18 protein-coding genes are annotated in these 23913 nt (G+C 53.6%); 13 read left to right on the forward strand and 5 right to left on the reverse strand.

From position 1 onward, the window contains the following. The first annotated feature begins 418 nt into the window (after positions 1-418). Positions 419-2458, forward strand: a complete 2040-nt coding sequence (locus ACTCIA_RS12960) for a hybrid sensor histidine kinase/response regulator (protein WP_463002231.1) — start codon at positions 419-421, stop codon at positions 2456-2458. Between the two features lie 94 nt (positions 2459-2552). On the opposite strand, the gene ACTCIA_RS12965 is transcribed toward ACTCIA_RS12960, so the two are convergent. Next, the gene (locus ACTCIA_RS12965) at positions 2553-3434 is read right to left on the reverse strand and encodes a MaoC/PaaZ C-terminal domain-containing protein (protein WP_463002232.1); all 882 of its coding nucleotides are present in this window, start codon (positions 3432-3434) and stop codon (positions 2553-2555) included. Between the two features lie 15 nt (positions 3435-3449). Next, positions 3450-5045: a class I adenylate-forming enzyme family protein gene (locus ACTCIA_RS12970; RefSeq protein ID WP_463002233.1), complete on the reverse strand. Its 1596-nt coding sequence runs from the start codon at positions 5043-5045 to the stop codon at positions 3450-3452. 376 nt (positions 5046-5421) lie between these two features. Here ACTCIA_RS12970 and ACTCIA_RS12975 point away from each other — a divergent pair, with 376 nt between their 5' ends. The 9 genes from ACTCIA_RS12975 to ACTCIA_RS13015 all read left to right on the forward strand — a co-directional run bounded on the left by ACTCIA_RS12975 (position 5422) and on the right by ACTCIA_RS13015 (position 15690). After that, complete coding sequence (locus tag ACTCIA_RS12975; RefSeq protein WP_463002234.1) at positions 5422-7215, forward strand: AMP-dependent synthetase/ligase; 1794 nt, start codon at positions 5422-5424, stop codon at positions 7213-7215. Between the two features lie 6 nt (positions 7216-7221). Further along, entirely contained in the window at positions 7222-8382 is a 1161-nt protein-coding gene (locus ACTCIA_RS12980; protein WP_463002235.1) for a pyridoxal phosphate-dependent aminotransferase, read from the forward strand. Between the two features lie 4 nt (positions 8383-8386). Further along, positions 8387-9073 carry a DUF1614 domain-containing protein gene (locus tag ACTCIA_RS12985; RefSeq protein WP_463002236.1) on the forward strand — a complete coding sequence of 229 codons (687 nt, stop codon included), beginning with the start codon at positions 8387-8389 and terminating at the stop codon, positions 9071-9073. Between the two features lie 166 nt (positions 9074-9239). Then, complete coding sequence (gene tmcD / locus ACTCIA_RS12990; protein ID WP_463002237.1) at positions 9240-10544, forward strand: electron transfer complex subunit TmcD; 1305 nt, start codon at positions 9240-9242, stop codon at positions 10542-10544. Further along, complete coding sequence (gene tmcC, locus ACTCIA_RS12995) at positions 10537-11196, forward strand: TmcC family electron transfer complex membrane anchor subunit (protein ID WP_463002238.1); 660 nt, start codon at positions 10537-10539, stop codon at positions 11194-11196. Before tmcD ends, tmcC begins: the two co-directional genes overlap by 8 nt. Positions 11197-11234: 38 nt before the next feature. Then, positions 11235-12578: an electron transfer complex ferredoxin TmcB gene (gene tmcB, locus ACTCIA_RS13000; protein WP_463002239.1), complete on the forward strand. Its 1344-nt coding sequence runs from the start codon at positions 11235-11237 to the stop codon at positions 12576-12578. An 8-nt stretch (positions 12579-12586) separates the two neighbouring features. Beyond that, positions 12587-12994: an acidic tetraheme cytochrome c3 TmcA gene (gene tmcA, locus ACTCIA_RS13005; protein WP_463002240.1), complete on the forward strand. Its 408-nt coding sequence runs from the start codon at positions 12587-12589 to the stop codon at positions 12992-12994. Between the two features lie 168 nt (positions 12995-13162). Further along, complete coding sequence (locus ACTCIA_RS13010; RefSeq protein WP_463002241.1) at positions 13163-13585, forward strand: iron-sulfur cluster assembly scaffold protein; 423 nt, start codon at positions 13163-13165, stop codon at positions 13583-13585. Between the two features lie 101 nt (positions 13586-13686). Next, complete coding sequence (locus ACTCIA_RS13015; protein WP_463002242.1) at positions 13687-15690, forward strand: PAS domain-containing sensor histidine kinase; 2004 nt, start codon at positions 13687-13689, stop codon at positions 15688-15690. On the opposite strand, the gene ACTCIA_RS13020 is transcribed toward ACTCIA_RS13015, so the two are convergent. Both ACTCIA_RS13020 and ACTCIA_RS13025 read right to left on the reverse strand, forming a co-directional pair. Beyond that, positions 15687-16355 carry a response regulator gene (locus tag ACTCIA_RS13020; RefSeq protein ID WP_463002243.1) on the reverse strand — a complete coding sequence of 223 codons (669 nt, stop codon included), beginning with the start codon at positions 16353-16355 and terminating at the stop codon, positions 15687-15689. The genes ACTCIA_RS13015 and ACTCIA_RS13020 overlap by 4 nt on opposite strands. Positions 16356-16516: 161 nt before the next feature. Continuing rightward, positions 16517-17512, reverse strand: coding sequence for a sigma-70 family RNA polymerase sigma factor (locus ACTCIA_RS13025; RefSeq protein ID WP_463002244.1), 996 nt, complete (start codon positions 17510-17512; stop codon positions 16517-16519). Positions 17513-17734: 222 nt separating this feature from the next. Here ACTCIA_RS13025 and ACTCIA_RS13030 point away from each other — a divergent pair, with 222 nt between their 5' ends. From ACTCIA_RS13030 to ACTCIA_RS13040, 3 genes are all read left to right on the forward strand, one after another. Next, complete coding sequence (locus tag ACTCIA_RS13030; protein WP_463002245.1) at positions 17735-19252, forward strand: multiheme c-type cytochrome; 1518 nt, start codon at positions 17735-17737, stop codon at positions 19250-19252. 134 nt (positions 19253-19386) lie between these two features. Then, a complete protein-coding gene (locus tag ACTCIA_RS13035) occupies positions 19387-20361 on the forward strand; it encodes a KpsF/GutQ family sugar-phosphate isomerase (protein WP_463002246.1) in 975 nt (324 codons plus the stop codon). Between the two features lie 64 nt (positions 20362-20425). Beyond that, positions 20426-21766: an ATP-dependent 6-phosphofructokinase gene (locus ACTCIA_RS13040; protein ID WP_463002247.1), complete on the forward strand. Its 1341-nt coding sequence runs from the start codon at positions 20426-20428 to the stop codon at positions 21764-21766. Between the two features lie 8 nt (positions 21767-21774). Here the strand turns inward: ACTCIA_RS13040 and ACTCIA_RS13045 are convergent, their stop codons facing one another. Further along, a complete protein-coding gene (locus ACTCIA_RS13045) occupies positions 21775-23811 on the reverse strand; it encodes a penicillin-binding protein activator (protein ID WP_463002248.1) in 2037 nt (678 codons plus the stop codon). Between the last annotated feature and the right edge of the window lie 102 nt (positions 23812-23913).

Raw genomic sequence — 23913 nt, forward strand, 5'->3', positions numbered from 1 at the left:
GGCTTGCGCAATTTCGAAGAATGCAGCGTACTTAGCCGTACGTGAAATTCTGAGAAATTGCGCGTAACGCAGATATTGGACTTTTTACGGCGCCATCAAACCCTGTCTGATGAAATTTGCCGGACCGTCAATAGGCGCATTATAAGCCTTTGGCCAAAATACCGGAAATGCGTTTTATTTTTTATAAAAACATCCGAAAAGCATATAAGGTTATTTTAAGATGGGATTCAAAAATTATGGGCAATACCGTAATACTCTGCGGGTTTTCCCATGCCCTGGAGAAAGTATGAGAAATAAAAGGGATAATAGCGAAAAGACCCGTTTCCCGGCCAGCAAAGCCGGGTTCCAGGATGCCGCCCAAATCCGGGACCAGGCCGAGCAAAAGGCCCGGACCATAAAGCCGCCCGCCCTGGATTCCATGACGCGTAAAGAAATCCTGCACATGGTTTATAAGATGCAGGTAAGGCAGATTGAGGCGGAATTGCAGGTCAAACAGTTGCGCAGCCAGCTTGAAGAAAGAAATGATCAGGCTGAGCTATTCAGGATCATCAGTGAAAATATGCTGGATATGATTGCGCTGACCGATATGGAAGGAAACTTCACTTTTGCAGGAAAAACCCATGAAATTCTGGGCTACGAACCGGGCTTCCTGATTGGAAAAAATGTGATGGATTTTGTGCATCCTGAAGATCTCCCGCGTGTACTGGAGCAATCCAATGATTTTTTTGCAACAGGTCATCCCCGCAAAGTCGAGTATCGGTACAAATGTGCAGACGGCACCTACCTTTGGCTTGAAACCGTGGGAAATTTTCTTAGAGATGAAAGCGGTACCCCTCAGATAATCGTATTCAGTTCAAGAGATATAACTGATCGCAAACATGCCGAGCAACAATTAAAGGAAAGTGAAGAAAAGTATCGGAGAATTGCGGAAAATTTAACAGACGTGGTCTGGACCACGGACTTGAATCTGAATCCGACGTTTGTAAGCGCTTCGGTTCAAAAATTGCTGGGTGAAACCCCGGAAAAGCACATGCGCCGGACCATGGCGGAAAAAATTCCGCCGTTTTATCTGAATAAAATGTACCAGGTGCTTGCCGAAGAACTTGAAAAGGAAAATGACCCTGCAAGTGACAAAGACAGATCGCGGTTGATCGAACTTAAGCATTACAAAGCCAATGGCTCCACCATATGGGTGTCGATGAACATTTCCGCTATTCGTGATGAATACGGCAACTTTGTCGGTTTACAGGGCGTAACGCGCGATATCTCTGAGCAGAAAAAAAGGGAGGAGGAACAGGAAAAACTCCAGAACCAATTGTACCAGGCCCAGAAAATGGAATCCGTAGGCCGCCTGGCAGGCGGCGTGGCCCATGATTTTAACAACAAGCTTTTTATCATCAATGGGTATGCCGAAATGGCCATTGATATGATTGAGCCTGATGGAGCGCTTTATGAAAATATCCGGGAAATCCACGCCGCAGGACAGCAATCTGCAGGCATCGTCCGGCAGCTTTTGGCCTTTGCCCGGCAACAGACCATCAGTCCGGTACTGCTTGATTTAAACGACACGATTTCCGGGATGATAAAAATGCTGCACCGCTTGCTCGGCGAAAACATTGATCTTGCATGGCACCCCGGCAACAATTTGTGGCCGGTAAAAATAGACCCTTCCCAGGTGGACCAGATAATGGCAAACCTTGCTGTCAATGCCCGGGATGCGATATCCGATGTGGGAAACTTGACCATAGAGACGAAAAATAAAATAATTGATGAAGATTATTGCAATGGCAATCCGGAGGCAGTCACCGGCAAATACGTAATGCTGGCCGTCAGCGATAACGGCTGCGGCATGGAAAAAGAAGTTCAAAATCTCTTGTTTGAGCCGTTTTTCACAACCAAGGAGATTGGCAAAGGAACCGGTTTGGGGCTTCCAACGATTTACGGCATTGTCAAACAGAATGAAGGTTTTATAAACGTATACAGCGAGCCCGGGCAGGGAACAACTTTTTCAATATACCTTCCGTCTCAGCAAGCCGGGAAACTGTCTTCAGGCGCTGCGGAAAAATCCGCTGTTGAAATTCCGAAGGGTTCTGAAACCATCCTGCTGGTTGAAGATGAGCCGGCAATACTGGAGATGGGGAAGAAAATAATCAGGCGCCTCGGTTACAAGGTGCTGTCGGCTGAAAGACCGGAAGCTGCTGTTCAGCTTGCTGCAGAGTATAAAGGAAAAATAGACTTGCTCATAACCGACGTGGTGATGCCGGAGATGAACGGGCGGGATCTGGCCTTGCAAGTCGCCAGAAGTCAGCCCGGGCTCAAAATCCTCTATATGTCGGGCTATACCGCCGATGTGATCGCCTATCATGGGGTGCTGGATAAAGGGGTTCAATTTATTCAGAAACCACTCTCGGTAAAAGATCTTGCGGTTAAAGTGAGGGAGGCGATTGAGCAGGGATAGATATCTTGGAAACTGGTTTTGCAGCTTGAATCCGCCGTTTTCCGGATCCACCGAATCCGCAATACGGCTTCCCTGCATGACCTGGAGATCGGGTTTACTTTTCAAGCGCTATCTGACCGTCGCGAATCGCCTTATTTTCATTTTCGTTGATGACCACAAAGCAGATACTGTCAGCACCAGTATTTTCAGTCGAGGGCTTTGCTTTTACACTAATCCGGGTTCCGGGTTCCACCATGTCTGTAAACCGGCAGGCAATGGTCCGGATTCTGGTGGGATCGCATCCGGCAAAGGCGTTTGTAATCTCCCGCACTGCCAGCGCCAGAGTGGCTGTTCCCTGCAAAATAATGTTTGGAAGCCCCACACTGCGGGCAAATTGTATTGATGTGTGAATTGGAAAATAAATATCGGTGCAACCGTCGTATATATAGGGCATAAGTGGATCAATGTCCAGGGGCTGAACCCAGTCCATAGCACCGATGTCTGCCTGATGGCGCGGGATTTCAGGTACATTTTCTTGTGCTGTGGCATCACCGGTGCAACGAACGCCTCGCATCAGACCGCCAAGATGTTCCGTAAAAACCGGGGCGCCATGATCATCTGTGGCATCAAATCGAACAATAACATGCGTGCCGGCACGATGGGGCTGAATCCCGGCTATTTTTCCGCTTATTGTTAGCCGGTCCTCCGGCTTTACAAGGCGGTGGATTTGGATATGTTCTGTGTAATGAACCTGGGTGGAAATGACTTCTTTCGGGAAAGATTCAGATTCAAGGTGTTCTCCCAGTCGTTCGGATACGGGCCAGGTAAGGGCCACGCAAAACATTGGAGGCGCAATGATGCCGTTTTCCCGTGTATCATCAAAATACACAGGGTTGTTGTCCCCCACTGCCGCGGCGTAATTCATGATATCACGCCAGTTGACAATAGTTCGCCGGCTTCGCAACGGAGTGCCGGCAAATCCGGTATTGAGTTCCATTGAGGCACCTCCGGGCTATTGTTGTTCCAGGATCTTTTTTGCTTCATCGCGCAGGGCGGCTTTGTCTATTTTGCCATTGGCCAGTAGCGGCAGATTCTTACGGATGAAGAAGCGCTTGGGCACCTTGTAGTTTGCCAGTTTTGCCCGGCAGAGGTTTTCCACCGCTGATTCGGTGGTCTCCTTACCAGGCTGCAGCATGATCCATGCCCAGCCCACTTCCTGGAATATTTCATCTGGTACGGCAATTACGGCAGCAAACAAAACGGTTTCATCGAGTTCAATAACCTCTTCAACTTCCCGCGGATAGACGTTTTCCCCACCGCTTTTAAACATCTCGGATATCCTGCCGGTTATATGGACGTAGCCCCTTTCATCCCTGTAGGCAAGGTCTGCGGTGTAATACCATCCGTTTTCATCGCGCATACGGGCCGTCTCTTCCGGCATGTTCCAATATCTGGAAAACATAAAAGGGCCCCGAACGGCAATTTCGCCGATCTGTCCATCGGGCAGTTCAGCACGGTGGCTGTCAACGACTTTGAGTTCAAAGGGTGATGCGATTTTACCAACGGTGTGCAGCAGAGTCCCCGTATCGTCATCTTTTTCCGTATAGGTAACAAATCCGCATGTCTCTGTGCTGCCATAACCGGTGATGAGTTTTGCCCCGGTATTCCGGGCAATTCCGGAAAGCACCCTGACCATCAACTCCGGTGCTGCTGACCCGGCCCAGGCGAAAAGCTCGATATTGTTTATATCGACTTCCCAGAAGGTTGGCTGCTGGATCTGGAGCAAAAACATCACCGGCACCTGGCCCACCACGTTGATCTTTTCCTTTTCAATCACCTTCAATGATTCAACCGGATCAAACCGGTCCATGCAGACCAGGCAACCGCCGGCCAGTATACCTGCAAAACCGATTTCCACGTCGGCTGCAACATGATTGATCGGAAAATGCAACAGGGCACGGCTTCCCTGGCGGAAGTAAAATTTTTCAACCTCTGCCCGGATGTTTTCAATAATACTTCTGTGGGTATGCACCACACCTTTCGGCTTTCCAGTGGATCCGGATGTGTACATGAGAAGAGCGTCATCTTCTCTCCTCACCCCGTACATTCTTTCTTCAAACTCTTTTTCTGCATGACTGCGGTCCTGTTCCAGAAAATCCCGGTAATCTTCCGTACCGGAAACCCTGCTGCCAATTACAAGAACCTTTTTCAGAAAAGAAAATTCTTTTGTCAGTGTCTGAATGTTTTTAGACAGATCGTTCCCCTGGAATTCGCTGACAGCAATTAATACTGCGGGCTTGCTGTCGCCTATCTGATATCGCAGTTCATCAATAGTGAACTTCGGATTGATGCCCAGCCATATTGCACCGATTTTATTGGCTGCCATGTAGGTCACCGGAAACTCTGTTCGTGCCATGGAAAGCATGGCCACGCGATCCCCTTTTGCCACGCCGGCATCGAGAAAAGCCCGGGCCGCCTTGTCCATTTCAGATTTAAAGCCGCTCCAGGTAAGACGATCTTCTTTAAAAACCAGCGCTTCTGCATCAGGTGTTTGTTGCGCCCATTTTTCAACGTAATGCCACGTTAGAGACAGGTCCTGCCAGGTCATTTTGTACCTCCTTGCCGCAATGAACGGTTACTGACGGATTTTTCATTTTATCCGGTTTTTGGTGTAAAGAGTATAGGTTCCCGAGTTCAAATTGTAAAGATACTCCTTTGATTACCACGATGGGACAAGGAATCGTTGATCATGCCATTGCCGAAGGAGGCCTGCCGGACCTTTTGCCTTATACTTAACGTCAATAGACATTTGCGGGCTTGATCCGCAGCAAATGGCAAAACAAGGCGGCATAAATTTATTTTCCAAACGGTTTACGAATTGATTTCCCGGTCAATTTGTGCCATATATCCTGTTTTCCCAAAAAATTGTCATGGTGATCATCACACTGACAACGTGTTCAATAATTTAAAAAATCGGGGTAAATATGTGGACATACGAAAAACCGGACAACCTGGTTGAGTGGTGGCAGGAAAGCGAAAAGAAATTCAGGGACAACATCCTGTTCTGGGTACATAATGATGCCGGCGGACTGGATTCGATGTCTTACGGGGAAATCGGCCGGCGCATCAACAATGCCCGCGGCGGGCTGGCACGGCTCGGAGTGGAGCCCGGCGACTCGGTGGGCATTATCGCCGCCAACCGGCCGGAGTGGGCTGTGCTGGCCTTTGCCACTTACGGCAGAAAAGCCAGGTATATCCCCATGTATGAAAAGGAGCTGGTGGCCACATGGAAATACATTATCGCAGACAGCGGGCTGAAGTTTCTGCTGGTCTCCTCGCCGGAGGTTTATGAGAAGGTCAAACATTTCCCTGAAGAAATTCCGGGCCTGGAAAACATTTATCTTATTGATTCAAATGGGGAAAACAGCCTGGCCGCCCTGGAAAACGATGGTGCGGCCAATCCGGCCGAAGCCCTGATTCCGGATCCAGACGATATTGCAGTGCTGATCTACACCTCCGGGACCACGGGTGCGCCCAAGGGTGTGCTTTTGTCCCACGGCAACCTGACCTATTGTTCCAGGGCCGGCTACCGCATTTACCCGGAACTCACTGAAAACCAGGTGGGACTGTCCATGCTCCCCTGGGCCCACTCTTATGCTTTGAGCGGCGAGCTCAACAACTGGATTCAGTTCGGAGGGTCTCTGGGCTTTATGAGAGATGTGCAGACCCTCGGCGATGACCTGCGCCTGGTTCGGCCCACATACCTGGTATCCGTGCCCAGGGTTTTCAACAAAATTTATGACGGCATCCAGGCCAAAATGACAGATGCCGGAGAGGCAAAAAAAGCCTTGTTTGACAAGGCCTGCCAAATTGCCCGGCAGCGAAACGAACTGGTCGAACAGGGCCGGTCCCCCGGCCTGTGGCTCAACATCAAGCACAGATTTTTTGACAAGGCCGTGTTGTCCAAGGTCCGCGAGGCCATGGGCGGCCGCGTCACCGGCGCCCTGACCGCCAGTGCGGCCATGAACAAAGAAATCGCTCTGTTTTTCTATGACATCGGCATTCCCATTTACGACTGCTACGGCTTGACCGAAACCGCCCCGGCCGTTTCCATGAACTGCAGCAGTGCATGGAGAATCGGCAGCGTGGGCAAGGTGCTCGAAGGCCAGAAGGTGGTCATTGACAAATCCGTGGTTGAAGAAGACGCCGGGGACGGAGAAATCGTGGTCTACGGCCCCAATGTGATGAAAGGCTACCACAACCAGCCCGAGGCCACAAAAGAGGTCATCATGGCCGACGGCGGATTTCGCACCGGGGACCGGGGCATGTTTGACCAAGACGGCTTTTTGTGGATCACCGGCCGGATCAAGGAGCAGTACAAACTTTCCAACGGCAAATACGTATTTCCGGCCGTTCTTGAAGAGGAAATCAAGCTGCTTGCGCCCGTGGCCAATGCAACGATCTACGGCGAGGGAAAGCCTTATAACGTCTGCCTGGTGGTGCCGGATTTTGAGGCAGCCGCCCGCTGGGCTGACAAAAACGGCGCATCAGCGGCTCCTGAGGATCTGATTGCCAACCCGGCCTTTACGGAAATGATTGAAAATGAAATCACCCGCCATTTGAAAAAAACTTTTGGGGGATATGAAATTCCTAAAAAATTCAAGTTCCTGACCGAAGATTTCACCGTGGAAAACGGCATGCTCACCCAGACCATGAAGCTCAAGCGCAAGGAAGTGATCAAAAATTACCAGAACGAAATCGAAAACATGTATGGATAAGGACCCATGGGTGTAAGCCAAAGGGCCGGCCGGATTCCGGCCTTTATTGTGATGGATGTGCTGGAGCGGGCCCAGGAACTGGCTGCTGCCGGACGCCAAATCATTCACCTGGAGGTGGGCGAGCCCGACTTTGCCACCCCGGAGGTGATTACAAAGGCGGCCGCCGCAGCCATGGCCCGCGGAGAAACCCATTATACCCATTCCATGGGCATCATGGAACTGCGCTGCGCCATTGCCGAAAACTACCGGAAGCGCTACAGCGTGGAAGTGGACCCGGCCCGGGTCTTGGTGACCGCAGGCACCAGCGCGGCCATGCTCCTGCTTTTTTCCGCCCTGCTCGAAGATGGCCAGCGGGTGATCCTCTCGGACCCCCATTATGCCTGTTATGACAACTTTATTGAGTTTGCCGGCGGCGTACCGACCCGAATTCCAGTCCGCGCCCGGGAGGGCTTCCAGTTCCGGACAGATGAAATCCGGTCGGCCATGGACGCCAATACCCGTGCCATTTTCATCAACAGCCCGGCCAACCCCACCGGCCAGGTGATGCCCCCTGACCTGCTGGCGGCCGTTGCTGAAATGGCCCCGGGAAATCCGGGCGGCCCCTACGTCATCAGCGATGAAATCTACCACGGCCTGGTCTACGAAGGACAGGAGCATTCCATCCTGGAATATACGGACAATGCCTTTGTGCTCGACGGCTTTTCCAAGCGCTACGCCATGTGCGGCTGGCGGCTGGGTTATCTGATTGCCCCGCCGCATTTTATTCGCCCCCTGCAGAAAATGCACCAGAATTTCGCTATATGCGCGCCGTCTGTGGCCCAGTGGGCCGGCATTGCGGCCCTCCAAAACGGATGGGATGAAGTGGCGCGAATGCGGCAAATCTATGACACCCGAAGACAGTTGCTGGTCCAGGGGCTCAGGGATCTGGGGTTTCCCATTGCCGTGGAGCCCAAAGGCGCCTTTTATGTATTTACCAGCTGCGCCCATATTGATGCCGACGACTACCGCCTGGCCTTTGACATTCTGGAAAAAACCGGGGTGGCCGTCACCCCCGGGCGGGATTTCGGGCCGGGCGGCCACGGATTTCTGCGGTTTTCCTACTGCAACAGCCGGCAAAACATCGAGCTGGCCCTCAGGCGCTTAAAAGATTATCTGGCAGGGAGATAAAACCATGCAATCCGGAAACACCCAGGGATGTCTGCCCCTTTTTCTTTTTGCAGTATTTGTGGTTCTGTTTCCCTTGTTTCTGGCCGATGTGATGCTCACCGCACTGGGCCGGCTTGGATTAAGCCCCCGCGTGACCCTGCTGGCGGTCATGGGCATATTTATCGGCGGCATGATCAACATCCCGGTCCGGCGAATTAAAAGAAATCAGCCTTTTGATGCGTCCTCATGCCGGTTTTTCGGCCTGCAGCGTTTTTTTGCAGACCAGACCTGCCGGCAGCAGCATACCGTGCTGGCGGTCAATGTTGGCGGTTGCCTGATTCCATGCGCCATTGCCGCATACGAACTTTTCCGCATCGCCGGACACGGACCGGGGGTGCTGGGACTTGCCCTTACAGCCGTGGGCATAAACGTCTTTATCTGCTATCATACAGCCCGGCCTGTTGCCAATGTGGGCATTGCCATGCCCGCTTTGGTTCCGGCCATTGCAGCGGCGGCCTGCGCGCTTCTGCTTTACCGGGAACTGGCGCCCCCCATCGCGTTCTGCGCCGGCGTGCTCGGCCCGCTGATCGGTGCGGACCTGCTTCATTTAAAAGAGATCGAAAAACTCAACACCGGTGTGGCCAGCATCGGTGGGGCAGGCACGTTTGACGGCATCGTCTTATCCGGCCTTCTGGCCACCCTGCTGGCCTGACCCGGAAAATTTTGAAAACTCGCAGACGGCATAACCCGTGGCCGAACAGTAAACAGGTGACTCTTTAATGAACATTTTTCACACCGGGGGTTGATTCTCCGTTGCAAATACGCTACTCTATAAGCTGATTTAACAAAATGATCTGGCAATATCCGGAGAGAAACCAATGGATCAGCAACAAGAAGAATGGGACTGGACAGCCGGTCAAAGAAAAATCGGCGATTTTCCCGCCTGGCATGATCGCTTTTCATACATGGAAGAACCATATGTCAGCAGTGACGGGGAAAAAATTGCCGCCATTGTCAAAACAGAAGATGAGACCTTTACGGCCTGCGTCAACGGCACCCTCTGGGAGAACCAATATGATAAACTCTGGCATCTGCGCTTTACCCCGGATCAGCGGGCCCTGGCCCTGGTCTCGGACATGGCCATGTGGACGGTGGCTGTTGACGGCACGGCATGGGAAAACTGGTATGAATTTGTCTGGAAGCCCTGCTTTGCCCAAAACGCCCCGCACATTACCGTTGCCGCCCAAAAGGAGCTTCGCTACCGGGCGGTGACCGACGACGTGCCATGGGAAAACGAATTTTTCGCCCTGACCCATCTCGCTGTCAGTCCGGACGGACAAACTGCAGCCGCGGTGGTCCAGGACACCTGGCTGCCGGAAGCTGATATTGAAAAATTCCAGGAAAGCGGATTTACCGTGGCAATAAACGGAAAGCCCTGGGAAAATCATTATGTCAATATCTGGGAGGTTGCCTTTTCCGCAAACGGCGCCCACCTGGCCGCTGAACTGCGCACCAGCCTTTATGATTACACCATTGCCGTGGATGACCAGGCATGGAAAAAACGCTATGCCGGTGTATGGGCTCCCCGGTTTCATCCCCGGGACCATTCCGTGACCGCACCGGTACGCATGGCCGGCGGCTGGGGGCTTGCCAAAGACGATGAAATATTGTGGAACCCCAAATACGTGCAGCTCTGGCACCACATGTACAGCCCTGACGGCTCCCGCATTGCTGCCATTACCGCCCCGGAATACGGCAAATGGACCATTACCGTTGATGACCGGCCCTGGAAAATCCGGTTTACCGAACTGGTCACCGACGCGGTATTCAGCCCTGCAGGCGACCGGGTGGGCTGCATTGGCAAAACCGAGGGCAAATGGTACGTGGCAGTTGACGACCAGATATGGGACACGGGCCAGGATATGGCCTGGCAGCCGGTTTTCAGCCCGGACGGCGCCCATGCGGCAGCCAAAGTGGAAAAAAACGGACGATTCACCATCCTGCTAAACGGCCGGCCCATTGACATGACATTTGCCGATGCCTGGCAGCCGGTTTTCAGTCCGGACAGCCGCAAGCTTCTGGTCAGGGCCGTTCTGCCCCAAGGCCAGGGCGGCCACTACTGCCGGATCGTGCTAAATGTGGATTCTCCGGCCCTGTCGGAAAGGAGGCCCGGGCATGCATGAGTTATACAAGCTTGCCAGCGGAATTTTTGTCTGGATAGCGATTCTGGGTTTTGCCGCCGGCATGATCGGCCGGCTGGTCCACCTGGCCATAACCGCCCGGAAAAAAGATCCTGTGGTCTACCAGTATTTCAGCCTTTATTACGCCCTGCGTTCGATGCTCCACTGGATCATCCCCTTTGCCAGCACCGGTATGCGCGCCCATCCGGTCATCACTATTGTGGCGTTTGTATTCCACGCCTGCCTGATTGTCACGCCGCTGTTTGCCGCAGCCCACGTGATTCTGGTCATGGAGTCCTGGAACGTGTCATGGTGGCACCTGCCGGATCCGGCCGCGGATGTGATGACCGTGCTGGTGATCCTGGGATGCCTGTTTTTCCTGGTCCGCCGGATTGTGAAGGAAAATGTTCGATATTTGAGCACCCCGGGCGATTTTGTAATCATCGCCATGGTTGCCGCGCCTTTTGTCACCGGCTTCTGGACCTATCACCAATTTTACGGATATGAAACCGCGGGCATTCTTCACATGCTCAGCGGCGAGCTGATGCTCCTGTGCCTGCCGTTTACCCGGCTGTTTCATATGGCCCTGTGGCCGTTTACCCGGGGATATGCAGGCTCGGAATTCGGCGGTTTGCGCCAATCCCGGGACTGGTAGCCCTTAAAAAAGCCAATTGACCTTGCAGGTGAAACAATATGAACCCAAAAAACCAGAAACAAGAAGCAAACAACAAAAACGGCATATACGATGCCGGCATTGAAAAGGGCGCCAGCCGGCTGACCCCGGAAAAAATCCGGAAAGTCTTTGACGCCCTGGTGGAAGCAGAAGGCGGAGCACGTCTGAGAGCCTACACAAATGCATGCGTGCACTGCGGCCTGTGCAGCGATGCCTGCCATCACTTTTTGTCCAAAGACGGTGATCCCCGGCTTTCGCCGGCAGGCAAGGTCAAGCAGACCGTTTCCCGGATTTTAAACAAAAAAGCCAAACTGGATGTGGATTTTGTCAAACAGGCCTGTGAAACGGTTTTTACCGAATGCAATCTTTGCCGCAGATGCGTGATCTACTGTCCCTTTGGCATTGATGTGGCGTACCTGATGCTGTTTGTCCGCAGGGGCTGCCACCAGCTTGGCGTGGTTCCCCAGTATATACAGGACACAGCCCACAGCCACGCTTCGACCTTTAACCAGATGTGGGTCCGCGATGACGAATGGATCGACACCCTCCAGTGGCAGGAAGAAGAAGCCCGGGATGAAATCCCGGATTTGCGCATCCCCGTTGACAAAAAAGGCGCGGATATCTTCTACTCGCTCATCGGCCCGGAGCCCAAATTCCGGGCTCAGCTGATCTACCAGATGGCCGTGATCTTCCATATGGCCGGTGCCGACTGGACCGTGCCCTCCGCGCCGGGATGGGACAACAGTGATATGTGCATGTTCACCGGAGACATGGAAATGACCGCACGGTTGAAAAAGGTCCATTTTGAGGCGGCCATGGATTTGAAAGCCAAGCGCATTGTCATGGGTGAATGCGGTCATGCCTTCCGCTCTGTCTATGACGTGGGCAACCGGACACTTGGCTGGAAAATGCCCCCGCTGCCCATGGTTCACGCCATTGAATTTTATGCTGAAATCCTTCGGGAAAAACGCATTGAAATTCCGAAAAAATTTGACCGGCCTGTGGCATTCCATGATCCATGCAACATCGTCCGGGGCCGGGGCCTTGGCGATGAGGCCCGGTATGTGGTCAATGAAACCTGCAGCACCTTTATCGAACTGACACCCAACCGGGAGCACAATTTCTGCTGCGGTGCCGGCGGCGGGGTGATCAACTGCGGCCCGCCTTTTAAGAACAAGCGGGTGGAAAGCAACCGGGTCAAGGCCGATCAACTGGCTGCAGCCCGGGACAAGGGAGCAGAGGTGCTCATCGCGCCCTGCCACAACTGCCACGGCGGTCTTGAAGACATTATTGACCATTATGAGCTTGGCCTGGAGTTGAAATTTCTGGGAGACATCATCTACGAATGCATGAAAAAGGAATAAAAAGGCTTATGCAGTCCCGGAACAAAACAGCTGCCCGTCCGGTCCGTCTGGCTTTGATGGCCCTTTTGTTCACCGCTTCCGCAGTTTTTGCCCAGGGCCATGTCACCACGGTGGAAGACAGCGGATTTGAAAAGCGCACCCGGCCCGTGGTCGCCTTTGAACATGATGCGCACAACCAGAAAGCAGAAATCTATGATTGTGCCGTGTGCCACCATGTCTATGAAAACGGTGAAAAACGCGAAGGTCAGATGTCGGTGGGCATGGAATGCTCGGAGTGCCATTTGTCCGAAAACAACGGGCCCATGGAACTAACCCGGGCCTATCACCGAATGTGTAAGACCTGCCACCTGGAAAAAAGCGCCGGGCCGGTCCAGTGTGCCCGGTGCCACACCCGGCACAACGCCCCAGCAAAATAACCTGCAGCCGCTTTTCCTTTTCCTGCCCGTGCTTGCAATGCGTCAAAAATTTGCTATAAAGATTTTTTGACAAATGCAAAGCCCCCGGCCGCCCCGACAAGTGAAAACAAATTGTTTGGGTGGCCGAAAAAATGCAAATCAATTCACAGCAATGCAGGAACCCGATTCATGGAAAAGGAATTTGATTTTTTCAGTGACCACTCTGAGGCCTTTCTGGAAATGGCTTTTTGCCCCGACTACCTGGAACGCCCGGCCCGGCCGGACGGCTACGGGAAAAACACCGGCGACTGCGGTGACACCGTTGAAGTGTTTTTGTCCGTTGACCAGGGCCGAATCCAGGAAATTTCCTTTCAGATCGACGGATGCATCAATACCCGGGCATGCGCCAATACCATCGGCCGCATGGTCCATGGCCGGAAACTGGAAGATGCCTGGACCATAACTCCCCGGGATATTATCGATTATCTCCGGACACTGCCTGAATCCTCGCACCACTGTGCGGAACTGTCCTGCGGGGCGCTGTACCGGGCCCTTGCCCATGCCCGGACAAATATTCGCGATCCATGGAAAAAGAATTATATTTTCAAATAAGTCCCGGCGGGTGATTCGGCAAAGCGCTGTTTAAAGCCCTGCGCCCGGCTGGCATTGGACGGAATGTGAAATCCTCACAGATTTGATGTCAAACAATTCATATGCATGATCTGATCGCTACACTTATTGATCGTTTCCGGGATCTGGCTGCGGTTACCGACGCATCCGGGAATCTGTTGTATCTAAGCCCCGTTGCCCGCCGGCTGCTGGGGGTGGCTCCGGAAGCCGACGTTACGAAACAGCACATTCATGCAGTCCTCTGCAGCGGCAACAACGGTTTTTCCGCAAACCCGGATTCTGATGACGGTGTGCCGGAACCAGGGCCCGAAGGTCGGCCCATTTTCGGCTCAATCATGGCCCATCATGCGCAGGATGGCCGTATCGGGGGCTTTTCCTACCAGCTCCACCCCGATACCCAAAAATCCGATTTCCAACCCGGGCCGATGCAGCAACAGCCGGATGGGCAAACCGGTGTTGCCGGGGAAAACAAAGCTCCGGGCCGCAGTGCACATGCCGGTATCCTGCAGCAAATAGAAATCTCCCAGGTGTTTTCCTCCCTTGCCGAGCCGGTGATTGTCTATGACCGGGCCGGCACCCCGGTCATGGCCAACCCGGCGGCAATCCATATGATGGGTTTTGATCCCACGGGTATGCCCTGGCGGATCTTTATTCAAAAAAAAGTCCTGCTTTATCCCAACAATCGTGCGGTACCCTTTGATCAACTACCCTGCAGCAGAGCCCTTGCCGGGCAAAAGGTGCGCGATGAAAAATTTATCCGCACAGATTCCAAGGGAAGGGAACGGATCTATGAATTCAACGCAGTGCCCCTGCTCCACCAGGGGCAAATTGCGGGCGCGGTCACTGTGGCCCGGGACGAAACCGAGCGAAGCCGGCTCATGGACCAGCTGGAAACCGAACGCACGGCCCTGCAGGCCATTATTCACAGCGCTCCGGAAGCCATCATCGTGGTGGATGAAGAATGCCGCATCGTCATGACCAATCCCGCGGCCAGAAAATTTTACCAGCAAACCCCTGCAAACGGGATCTCCGCAACCATGGGACCCGGATACCACGACAACTCTCCGCCCTATGATCCTGTGGACCTGCCCCTGGCCCGATCCGTATTCCAGGGAGAGATGATCGTGGACCATGAACTGGCCGTTGGCCTTCCCGACGGAAAATGCCGGCACGTGCTGGTCAACACCGCTCCCATACGCAATCCAAGAGGACATATCACCGGTGCGGTGGGGGTATTCCATGATATTACCCAGCGCAAGCAGGATCGCCTGGAATTGGAGCAGGCGCGCACTGAGCTGGAAAAAAGGGTGGCGGAACGTACCGCAGAACTCACCCACACGGTGGAATCCTTGAGAGAAGAAATCGAACACCGCAAAAAAATTGAGGCCAGGCTTCAGGAATCCCAGGAAAAGCTTCGGAATTTTTCCCACAGAATGCTGCACACACTTGAAGCCGACCGTCAAAAAATTGCCCGGGAACTCCATGACAGTCTCGGGGCGAGCCTTGCGGCCATCAAGTTCAGCCTGGAAGAAAAATTATCACAGATGCCCCCGGATCCGCCCGAGCATATCATGTCTCTGGAAAGCATTGTTTCCTATTTAATGACGACAATCAAGGAGACAAAGCGCATCTCCGCCAACCTGCGCCCCACCATCCTCGATGACCTGGGGCTGCTGGCCACCATCACCTGGTTCTGCAGGGAATTTCAATATTTCTACCCCCATATCCGGGTGGAGCAGCAAATCCGGATCCAGGAAGAAAATATCGATGAGCCGTTAAAAATCGTGATATACCGGATTTTGCAGGAAGCCATGAACAATGCCGCAACCCATGCAAATCCGAAAAACATCCGACTGCTGCTGGAGAAAAGCGGCAACCGCATCAAACTGGCGGTCTCTGACGACGGAAAGGGATTTGATTCGGATGCCCGGCTCCGCGAATCGGATCCCATGAGCGGGCACGGCATTCAGGGCATGCAGGAAAGGGCCAGCGTGTGCGGGGGAAATTTTGAAATCCACTCCCGGCCGGAAAAAGGCACCCGGGTGATTGTCAACCTGCCCCAACAAGCCCGGGAATGTGCCTGTTAACCGGGGTAACTGTCTTTGTGTACCAGGCCCTGTTCAATGGCAAAGGAGGTCAGGGCTGCGGCGCTGTGCAGATCCAGCTTGCCCATGAGATTGGAACGGTGCTTTTCCACGGTCTTTACGCTGATATGGAGCATGCTGCTGATTTCCTTGTTCAGATACCCCTCGGCCAGAAGTTTGAGCACCTCGCGCTCCCGCTGGGTGATGTTATCCCAGGCAGAACGGGTTTTCATCTGTTTGCGGCCTTCAATGTAGCCTTCCATGACGTTATCGGCTATGCCCGGACTAATGTAGGTTCGGCCCTTGAGCACGCTGTTGATGGCCACCAGGAGTTCCTCCCGGCTGGCATCCTTGATGCAGTAGCCGTTGGCCCCGGCATTAAACGCCTCAAGCACGTACTGGTCGGATTCATGGATGGTCAGCGCCAGAACCGCAACCTCCGGATACAGACGCTTGGATTCCTTGATCACACTGATGCCGCCGAGCCGTGGCATGGAAAGATCCAGCAGCAGCAGATCCGGCGTGTTTTCACGAATGACTTCAAGGGCCTGCAGACCGTCTTCGGCCTCTGCGATTACCTCCAGGTCCTTGCGGCTGTCCAGCATGGCTTTTAAGCCGTCGCGAAACAATTGATGATCTTCAACAATAACGATCTTTTTGGTTCCCATGGAGGTCTTTTTCCGTCCCTCATCCCGGAGTGGATCATAAATGGCAGGCAATGCAAATGATCATAGGCCATACTCTCTTATTTTCTATAAAAAAAACCGCCGCATGTCAACACAAACGACATTGCGGCGGCAATACTTTGAAAATACAAGCGAAAAAAGCGTCACGCTACCCGGGCAAAGGCGGCGTATTCCTCAAAATCGCGGATTTCATTGCTCAGGTAGTGCCTGAGTTCCTCCATGATTTGTTTTTCAAGCTGGCGGACCCGCTCTCTGGAAAGTCCCAGGCGATCGCCCAGGGACTGCAGGGTCATGGGTGAGTCGGAATAAATCCGCAAATCCAGGATTTCACGTTCCCGGAAAGGAATTTTTTCCCTGAATTCCCTCACCTTATGATTTACCATACTATCGATCTGCCGCTCGGAAACCTCCTCTTCAATGGACTTGTCCTCATCAACCCTGAGAAAATCCACCCAATCCGTATCCGAATCCTCGTTTAACGGAGCATCCAGGGAAATATCCCGGTTGAGCAAGCGCTGGTCCATATCCACGATATCTTTTTCCTCAACCCCGCAACGCTGAGAAAGGCGTTTGGAATCGGCATCAATACCCATGGCCGAAAGTTTTCTGCGTTCCTGCTTGAGCTTGTAAAAAAGCTTGCGCTGTCCTTCGGTGGTCACCACCTTGACCATGCGCCAGTTGTCCTGCATATATTTCAGGATATAAGCCTTGATCCAGAAGGAGGCGTAATAGGAAAACTTGACGTTGCGATTGGGATCATATTTGCGCACTGCCTGCATCAGGCCCACGTTGCCCTCCTGGATGAGGTCGAGCAGATTGCGGTTCCAGAACCGCTGAAATTTTAAGGCAATCTTGACCACCAGCCGAAGATTGGAAACCACGAGTTCATATGCGGCCTGGTCATCATCGTGATCCTGGACCCTTGCAGCCAGGTAGCGTTCCTGATCCCGGTTAATGAGCCCGTGGCTGCGGATATCAGCCATGTATTGCTGGACCGGATCAAATTTCTTTCTGCCGCTTTTAAATTTTTTCTCTGCAGCTTTGCGGGCCTCCACGGTTTGTTCGATATCTGCGTATAACGGCTCCGCATGAGTGCTGCGGGACGGGGCGGCAGGGCTGTATGCAGGATCATGAAACATGGTAAAACCTCCTTGATGCAAAACGGGTTGTCACCTAAAAGACACGGTTGCCAAAAAAATCTTGGAGCTTACTGTTGAGTTCAGGTATAGAAAAATCATCCGGGAAGATACATTGGGGGAGGACTGTATTTTACAGTAAGAAAACCCCTAGAAGCATACAGGATTGACCGTAGTGATCCGGACAAAACACTCTGAACACCAGCGCAGGCGAGGAAAAAAGCAATGAAACAAACAGGTTGGATTATATGGGCGGCCGTGGGAATGCTGCTTGTTTTCACCATTCCGGGTTTTGCCCGGGAAAAAGCCGAAATCAGTCCGCAGAGCCGGTCCTGCCTGGGCTGCCATAAAACCGCGACCCCGGCCATTGTGGCCGACTGGCAAAACAGCCGGATGTCACAAACCACACCGGCACAGGCCATGGAAAAAGACAAGCTTGAGCGGCGGATCTCTGCTGATGTGATTGCCGGGGATCTGGAAACCGTTGTGGTGGGATGTGCGGAATGCCACACCCTGCGTCCTGAAACCCATGCCGACAGCTTTGCCCATGCCGGACAGAAGGTTCACACCGTTGTCACCCCGGAGGACTGCGCGGTCTGCCACAGCCGGGAAAGAGAAGAATTTTCCAACAATCTCATGGCCGAAGCCCACGGCAACCTCATGGACAATTCCCTTTATGACGCCCTGATCACGGCCGTCAACGGCCCGCTTTCCATAGATGATAACAATGGCCTTTCCCAGCATAAACCGGATAAACAGACAAACGCAGACTCATGCCTGTTTTGCCACGGTACAAAGCTGACCGTGGAAGAAACCGCCGAGCGGCAGACATCCATGGGCCCCATGGAATTTCCGGTGATCCGGGGATGGCCCAACCAGGGCGTCGGCCGGATCAACCCGGACAACAGCCGGGGGTCCTGCTCGGCCTGCCATCCGCGGCACCGGTTTGCCATTGAGACGGCCCGTAAACCCGAAACCTGCTCCCAATGCCACAAAGGACCGGACGTGCCCGCCTACAAGGTCTACAGCGTCAGCAAGCACGGCAACATTTACAACGCCGGCAAATCTTCGGAAAAATGGGACTTTTCCGCAGTTCCCTGGACCGTGGGAGAGGACCTGGAAGCACCCACCTGTGCCACATGTCATGTGAGCCTGCTCACGGATGCAAACGACCGGGTGATTGCCGAAAGAACCCATCAAATGAACGACCGCCTGGGACGGCGGATTTTCGGCCTGCCCTATGCCCACGCCCATCCGCAGTCAGCCGACACAACAAAAATCCAAAGCAAGGACGGCCTGCCCCTGCCCACAGCCCTTGACGGCACGCCGGCACAAGAATTTCTCATCAGCAAACAGGAGCAGCAAAAGCGCACCAGGACCCTGCAGCAGGTCTGCCTGAGCTGTCACAGCACCGGCTGGGTTGAAGGCCATTTCAATCGCCTGGCCAACACTGTTGAAACAACCAATGACCAGGTGCGCACAGCCACGCAAATCCTGGAAAAAGCCTGGCAAACAGGTGCCGCCCGGGGCCCGCAATCCGGAGCCAGCCCGTTTGACGAACCCATTGAACGCTTGTGGGCCGAAACCTGGCTGTTTTACGCCAACTCCGTCCGGTTTGCCTCTGCCATGGGCGGGGCGGATTACGGGGTCTTTGCCCAGGGAAGATGGCATCTGAGCCGCAGTATTCATAAAATGGCCGAAATGGCCGAATCCGGGGCCGTCTTCAAGCAGCAGGCGCCGTAATCCGCCCCCGGAGATGGGCAGGGTTGATTTTTCTTTGAAAAACTGACAGGATGAATATAATTTACCTTTTGAAAGGATCAATATATTGTCTTTGATGTGCTTATCCGCCAATCCCGGTCCGAAAGGGCTTTGCCATGTATAGAGAACGGGCGGGCGAAGTCCTGCGAATCGAGGCCGAAGGCATTGAAAAACTTGCCGATCATCTTGATGACCAGTTTAACCGGCTGGTGGACCTGATCTATCAGTCCCGGGGCCGGGTGATTGTGGCCGGGATCGGAAAATCCGGGTTAATCGCCCGAAAAATCGTGGCCACCCTAAACAGCACCGGCACCCGATCCCTGTTTCTCCACCCGGTGGAGGCCATGCACGGGGATCTGGGCATTGTGTCTGCAGATGACGTGTTTATCGCCCTTTCCAACTCCGGGCAAACCGATGAACTCAACATCCTGATTCCCAGCATCCGCAGTGTTGGCTGCCCGGTGGTGGCCTTTACCGGAAATTCCCGCTCAAGCCTGGCTTCCCAGAGCGACCTGGTCATTTACGTGGGCGTGGAAAAAGAAGCCTGCCCCCTGGGACTGGCACCTACGGCCAGCACCTCGGCCCAGCTGGCCATGGGCGATGCCCTGGCTGTTGTGCTGCTGGAAAAACGCAAATTCAACACCAGTGATTTTCAAAAATTTCACCCCGGCGGCAATCTCGGCCGCCGGCTGTCCTACGGGGTGGCCGATATCATGCTCACCGGCGAGGCGGTTCCCATGGCAGCCTTCGGCACATCCATGGAACAGGCACTGGCAGACATGGAAAGGTGCCGGCTTGGGGTCATTTTTATTGTCGACCGGGAAAACCGGCTTGCCGGGATTATCACAGACGGGGATATCCGGCGGATGGTGGTGCAGAAGATATCGGTGTATGAAAACACCGTAGATACCATGATGACGCCTAACCCCAAACACGTGCATCCAGCAACGCCGCTTTACGAGGCCTTAAACATCATGGAAACCCATCAGATCACCGTGCTGCCGGCAATTGATGAAACCGGCACGATCGTGGGGGCCCTTCATCTTCATGACATCCTGGGAAAAGGCGCACTGAAATTCAACCCGGTCTGATTGCGTCACAGCGCAGAAAACCGGGGTTGTATACAAAACAAAGACAGGTTTGGAAAAAAGCAAAATGACCATATACACCAATATTGACATGGACATGGACACCCGTATTGACACACTTGGCGAGGCCAAGATCGAATCTCCCATTGCAAAGGAATTAAACGGCTCCAGACAGGAGATTTTCAAGGATGACAATGAGCGGGTATTAATCGAACTGGAAGCCAGAAAAATCACAGAAGCCATTCAGGAAGGCACAAGCCCGCCATCATTTGAACTGGCCGGGCCCCGGAAAAAAATCTATTTTGATCCCAGCAAGCTCAAATGCGCCCTGGTAACCTGCGGCGGTCTTTGCCCGGGCTTAAACAACATCATCCGCTCTATTGTCCTGGAGCTGTATCACTCCTACGGGGTGAGACATATTTACGGAGTCCGCTACGGCCTTCAGGGATTTATACCTGAATACCAGCATGATGTCCGGGATCTGAGCCCGGCAAACGTGGTGGACATTCATGAAATGGGCGGATCCATACTGGGCTCCTCCCGGGGCCCCCAGGATATTGAAGTCATTGTGGACTGCCTGGAGCGGATGAACATCGGTATCCTGTTTATGATCGGCGGCGACGGCACCCTGATGGCGGCATCCAAAATCGATGCCTCCATCCGGCAGCGAGGCCTGAAAATCAGCGTTATCGGCGTGCCCAAAACCATTGACAATGACATTCACATGGTTTCCAAGTCCTTTGGGTTTGACACCGCCGTGGACATTGCCACCGGCGCCATCAAAGGGGCCCACAAGGAGGCTGAAGGCTATCCCAACGGCATCGGGCTGATCAAGCTCATGGGCCGGTACTCCGGGTTTATCGCAGCCACGGCCACCCTGGCCCAGCAGGATGTCAATTTCGTGCTCATCCCGGAAATCGATTTTGACCTGGAAGGACCAAACGGCCTGATCACAAAGCTCCGGGAGCGCCTGGCCCAGCGCAAGCACGCGGTCATTTTGATTGCAGAAGGTGCAGGCCAGAAATTTTTCGAATCCCACAAAGCGGAATATGATCCTTCCGGCAACATCAAGCTCCATGACATCGGACTGTTTTTAAAGGAACAGATCCAAAAATACTTTGCCGCCAGGGACATGGACATATCGCTGAAATATATTGACCCCAGCTACATGATCCGCAGCCTGCCGGCCAATTCCAATGATCACGTGTATTGCACGTTTCTGGGAAGGGATGCGGTCCATGCCGGCATTGCGGGCAAGACCAACATGATCATCGGCCATTGGAACGATCATTTCGTCCACGTGCCGGTACCGCTGACCGCCGGCAAGCGAAAGCATGTATTTGCCGGCGACAAGCTGTGGCAAACCGTGCTGGAGGCAACCGGCCAGGGCAGCCTGGTCAATCCATAAATGCCGGTTTAAGGGGCAATCTGCACAAACCGGCTGTCAATGACATCCAGCAGGTACAGATGTTTTTCCGCCTCGCCGGAAGATAAAAACCGTGTTTTTCCGGTCACCCCTTCATGGGCGGGCATCTCAACCAGGGCTTTTTGAAGGGCGGGCCGGTTGGCGAGATTTTTTTCCGCCAGCCGGCGGCAGATTATCATGGCCGAATCATAGGCCACCGCTTCAATAAACCCCGGGGATTCATCATAAATCTCTTCAAAATCAGAAACAAACGCTGTTACGGCCGGATTTTGACTATGGGCAAAAAAGCCCTCCGGGATCACAGCCCTTCGCAGCTGTCTTCCGGCAATCTGTATCATCCTGGGGGAATGCCACAGATTGGTGCCCAGCAGATACACCTCATTGATATCGTGATACCGGAGCTGGGGAATGATCAAACCCGCTTTTTCGGGGCTGTCCGGGATGAAAACAGCATCAAAGTCCACAATCGGCTGCGGTTTGTCGTCCTCTTCAGGATCGGGCCGGATGCGTCGGTCTCCGGCGGCTTCCGGTGCCAATGGAGAAATCCCGGCCAATTGGGTCTCTGAAGGCATTTGGCGCTCAGGCATCACCGTTCGGATCAGACTTTCAGACTCGGCCAAATCCGGCTCCAGGGGCTTTAAATCCTCGGGCAGATCATAATACAACCCCACCAGTTTTTTAATGGGTTCGGCAAAATCGGTCTGATCCGGATCATAGGATTCCGCCCCCACAATGCGACCGCCCCTGGCCAGCACCTGATCCCAGAATTGGTGAAAAAAAGTCTCTCCATAAGCTTCATCCGGGTAAAGCACGGCAAAACGACGGCAGCCCAGCTGCGCCACGGCATGGCTGACCACGGCATCCACCTGCATCTCCGGGGTCAGAAAATTGCGAAACACGTAAGCCCCGGCTTCTGTCACGCCGGACTTCTGACTCAGGGAAATAATGGGCACCCCCTTTTCCTGGGCCTCGTCCAGAGGCGCGGAGCCGCCGGTCATTGGGCCGATAATCGCCGCCACCCCCTGCTCAGCCAGCTCCTGAACCGCTTTTTTTGCGGTCTGCGGATCCGATCCGGAGTCCCGCACCAGCAGTTGTACCGGGGGGGAAACATCCATGCGGCTTCCGGCCTGATAAACCGCCAGTTCCACGCCTTTTAGCGCCCGCTGGCCGAAAACCTCATATCGCCCGGACAGGGGAAGCACGCAGCCCACCCGGTTGTCTTTGAAAAAAGCCTGGGCACTGATCCGCTCGATTTCCTGCCGGGCCTCCGCAGCCAGGGGGTGATCCGGAAACTGGTCTGCAAATTTTTGAAAAACCGTCAAAGAATCGCCAATGCGGGCCTCTGCGGCCATCCGCACTGCCTGCTGGTACATGAGATATCCACTGGGCGGTTTTCCCTCCAGACTGTCGAGTTCAGCCTGGATTTGTTCCGGGGTCATGTGAAACGCCGCAGCCAGCAAACGCCTGCCCACCTTTTGCTGTTGCGGCTTTCCGGCTCGGTCAAATGCAGACAAAAACATTTCATATGCCCTGTCAAAACGGCCAAGGGCCATCCAGGCATCGCCGGCCAGCAGATCCACACGCAGCTGCCGGCCGGCATCCAGGCGCTTTTCCGAAAGCCTGCTTTGATACGCCAGGGCCTCTTTAAAGTCTCCCTGTTCCATATACGAGCGCATCACAGCCACTTGTGCACGTCCGGCGGCATCGCTATCGGGCAGTTCCCGGATTAATGCCCGAAACAACTCACGCGCCCGGCCGTAATCCCGGGTGTGCATCTGTATCATGCCCAGTTTGAAACGGGCATCAGCAACCCGGTCCCCGTCCGGATATTTCTCCAAATACCGGGAATAGAATTCTGCGGCCTCTGAATAAGCCGATTGCCCGTATTGCTGCTCGGCTTTTTCAAACAGGACCTGCCCCGGCTGCCTGTCTTTGAAAATATCGCGAAACGGCCTGTCCTTGGGTGCGCATGCAGTCACCAAAACAAGCAGAAACAAACAGATTCCAATATTGTATTTTTTATTCATAACCTATAACCGCAAATGCCGGTTGGCATAAGTTTTGCTTCAACACGGACACGGACAAAACAGTTTGGAAACTTTTTCCGTAAACTTGACATCCTTTATCAT

Source organism: Desulfosalsimonas sp. (assembly GCF_055149105.1).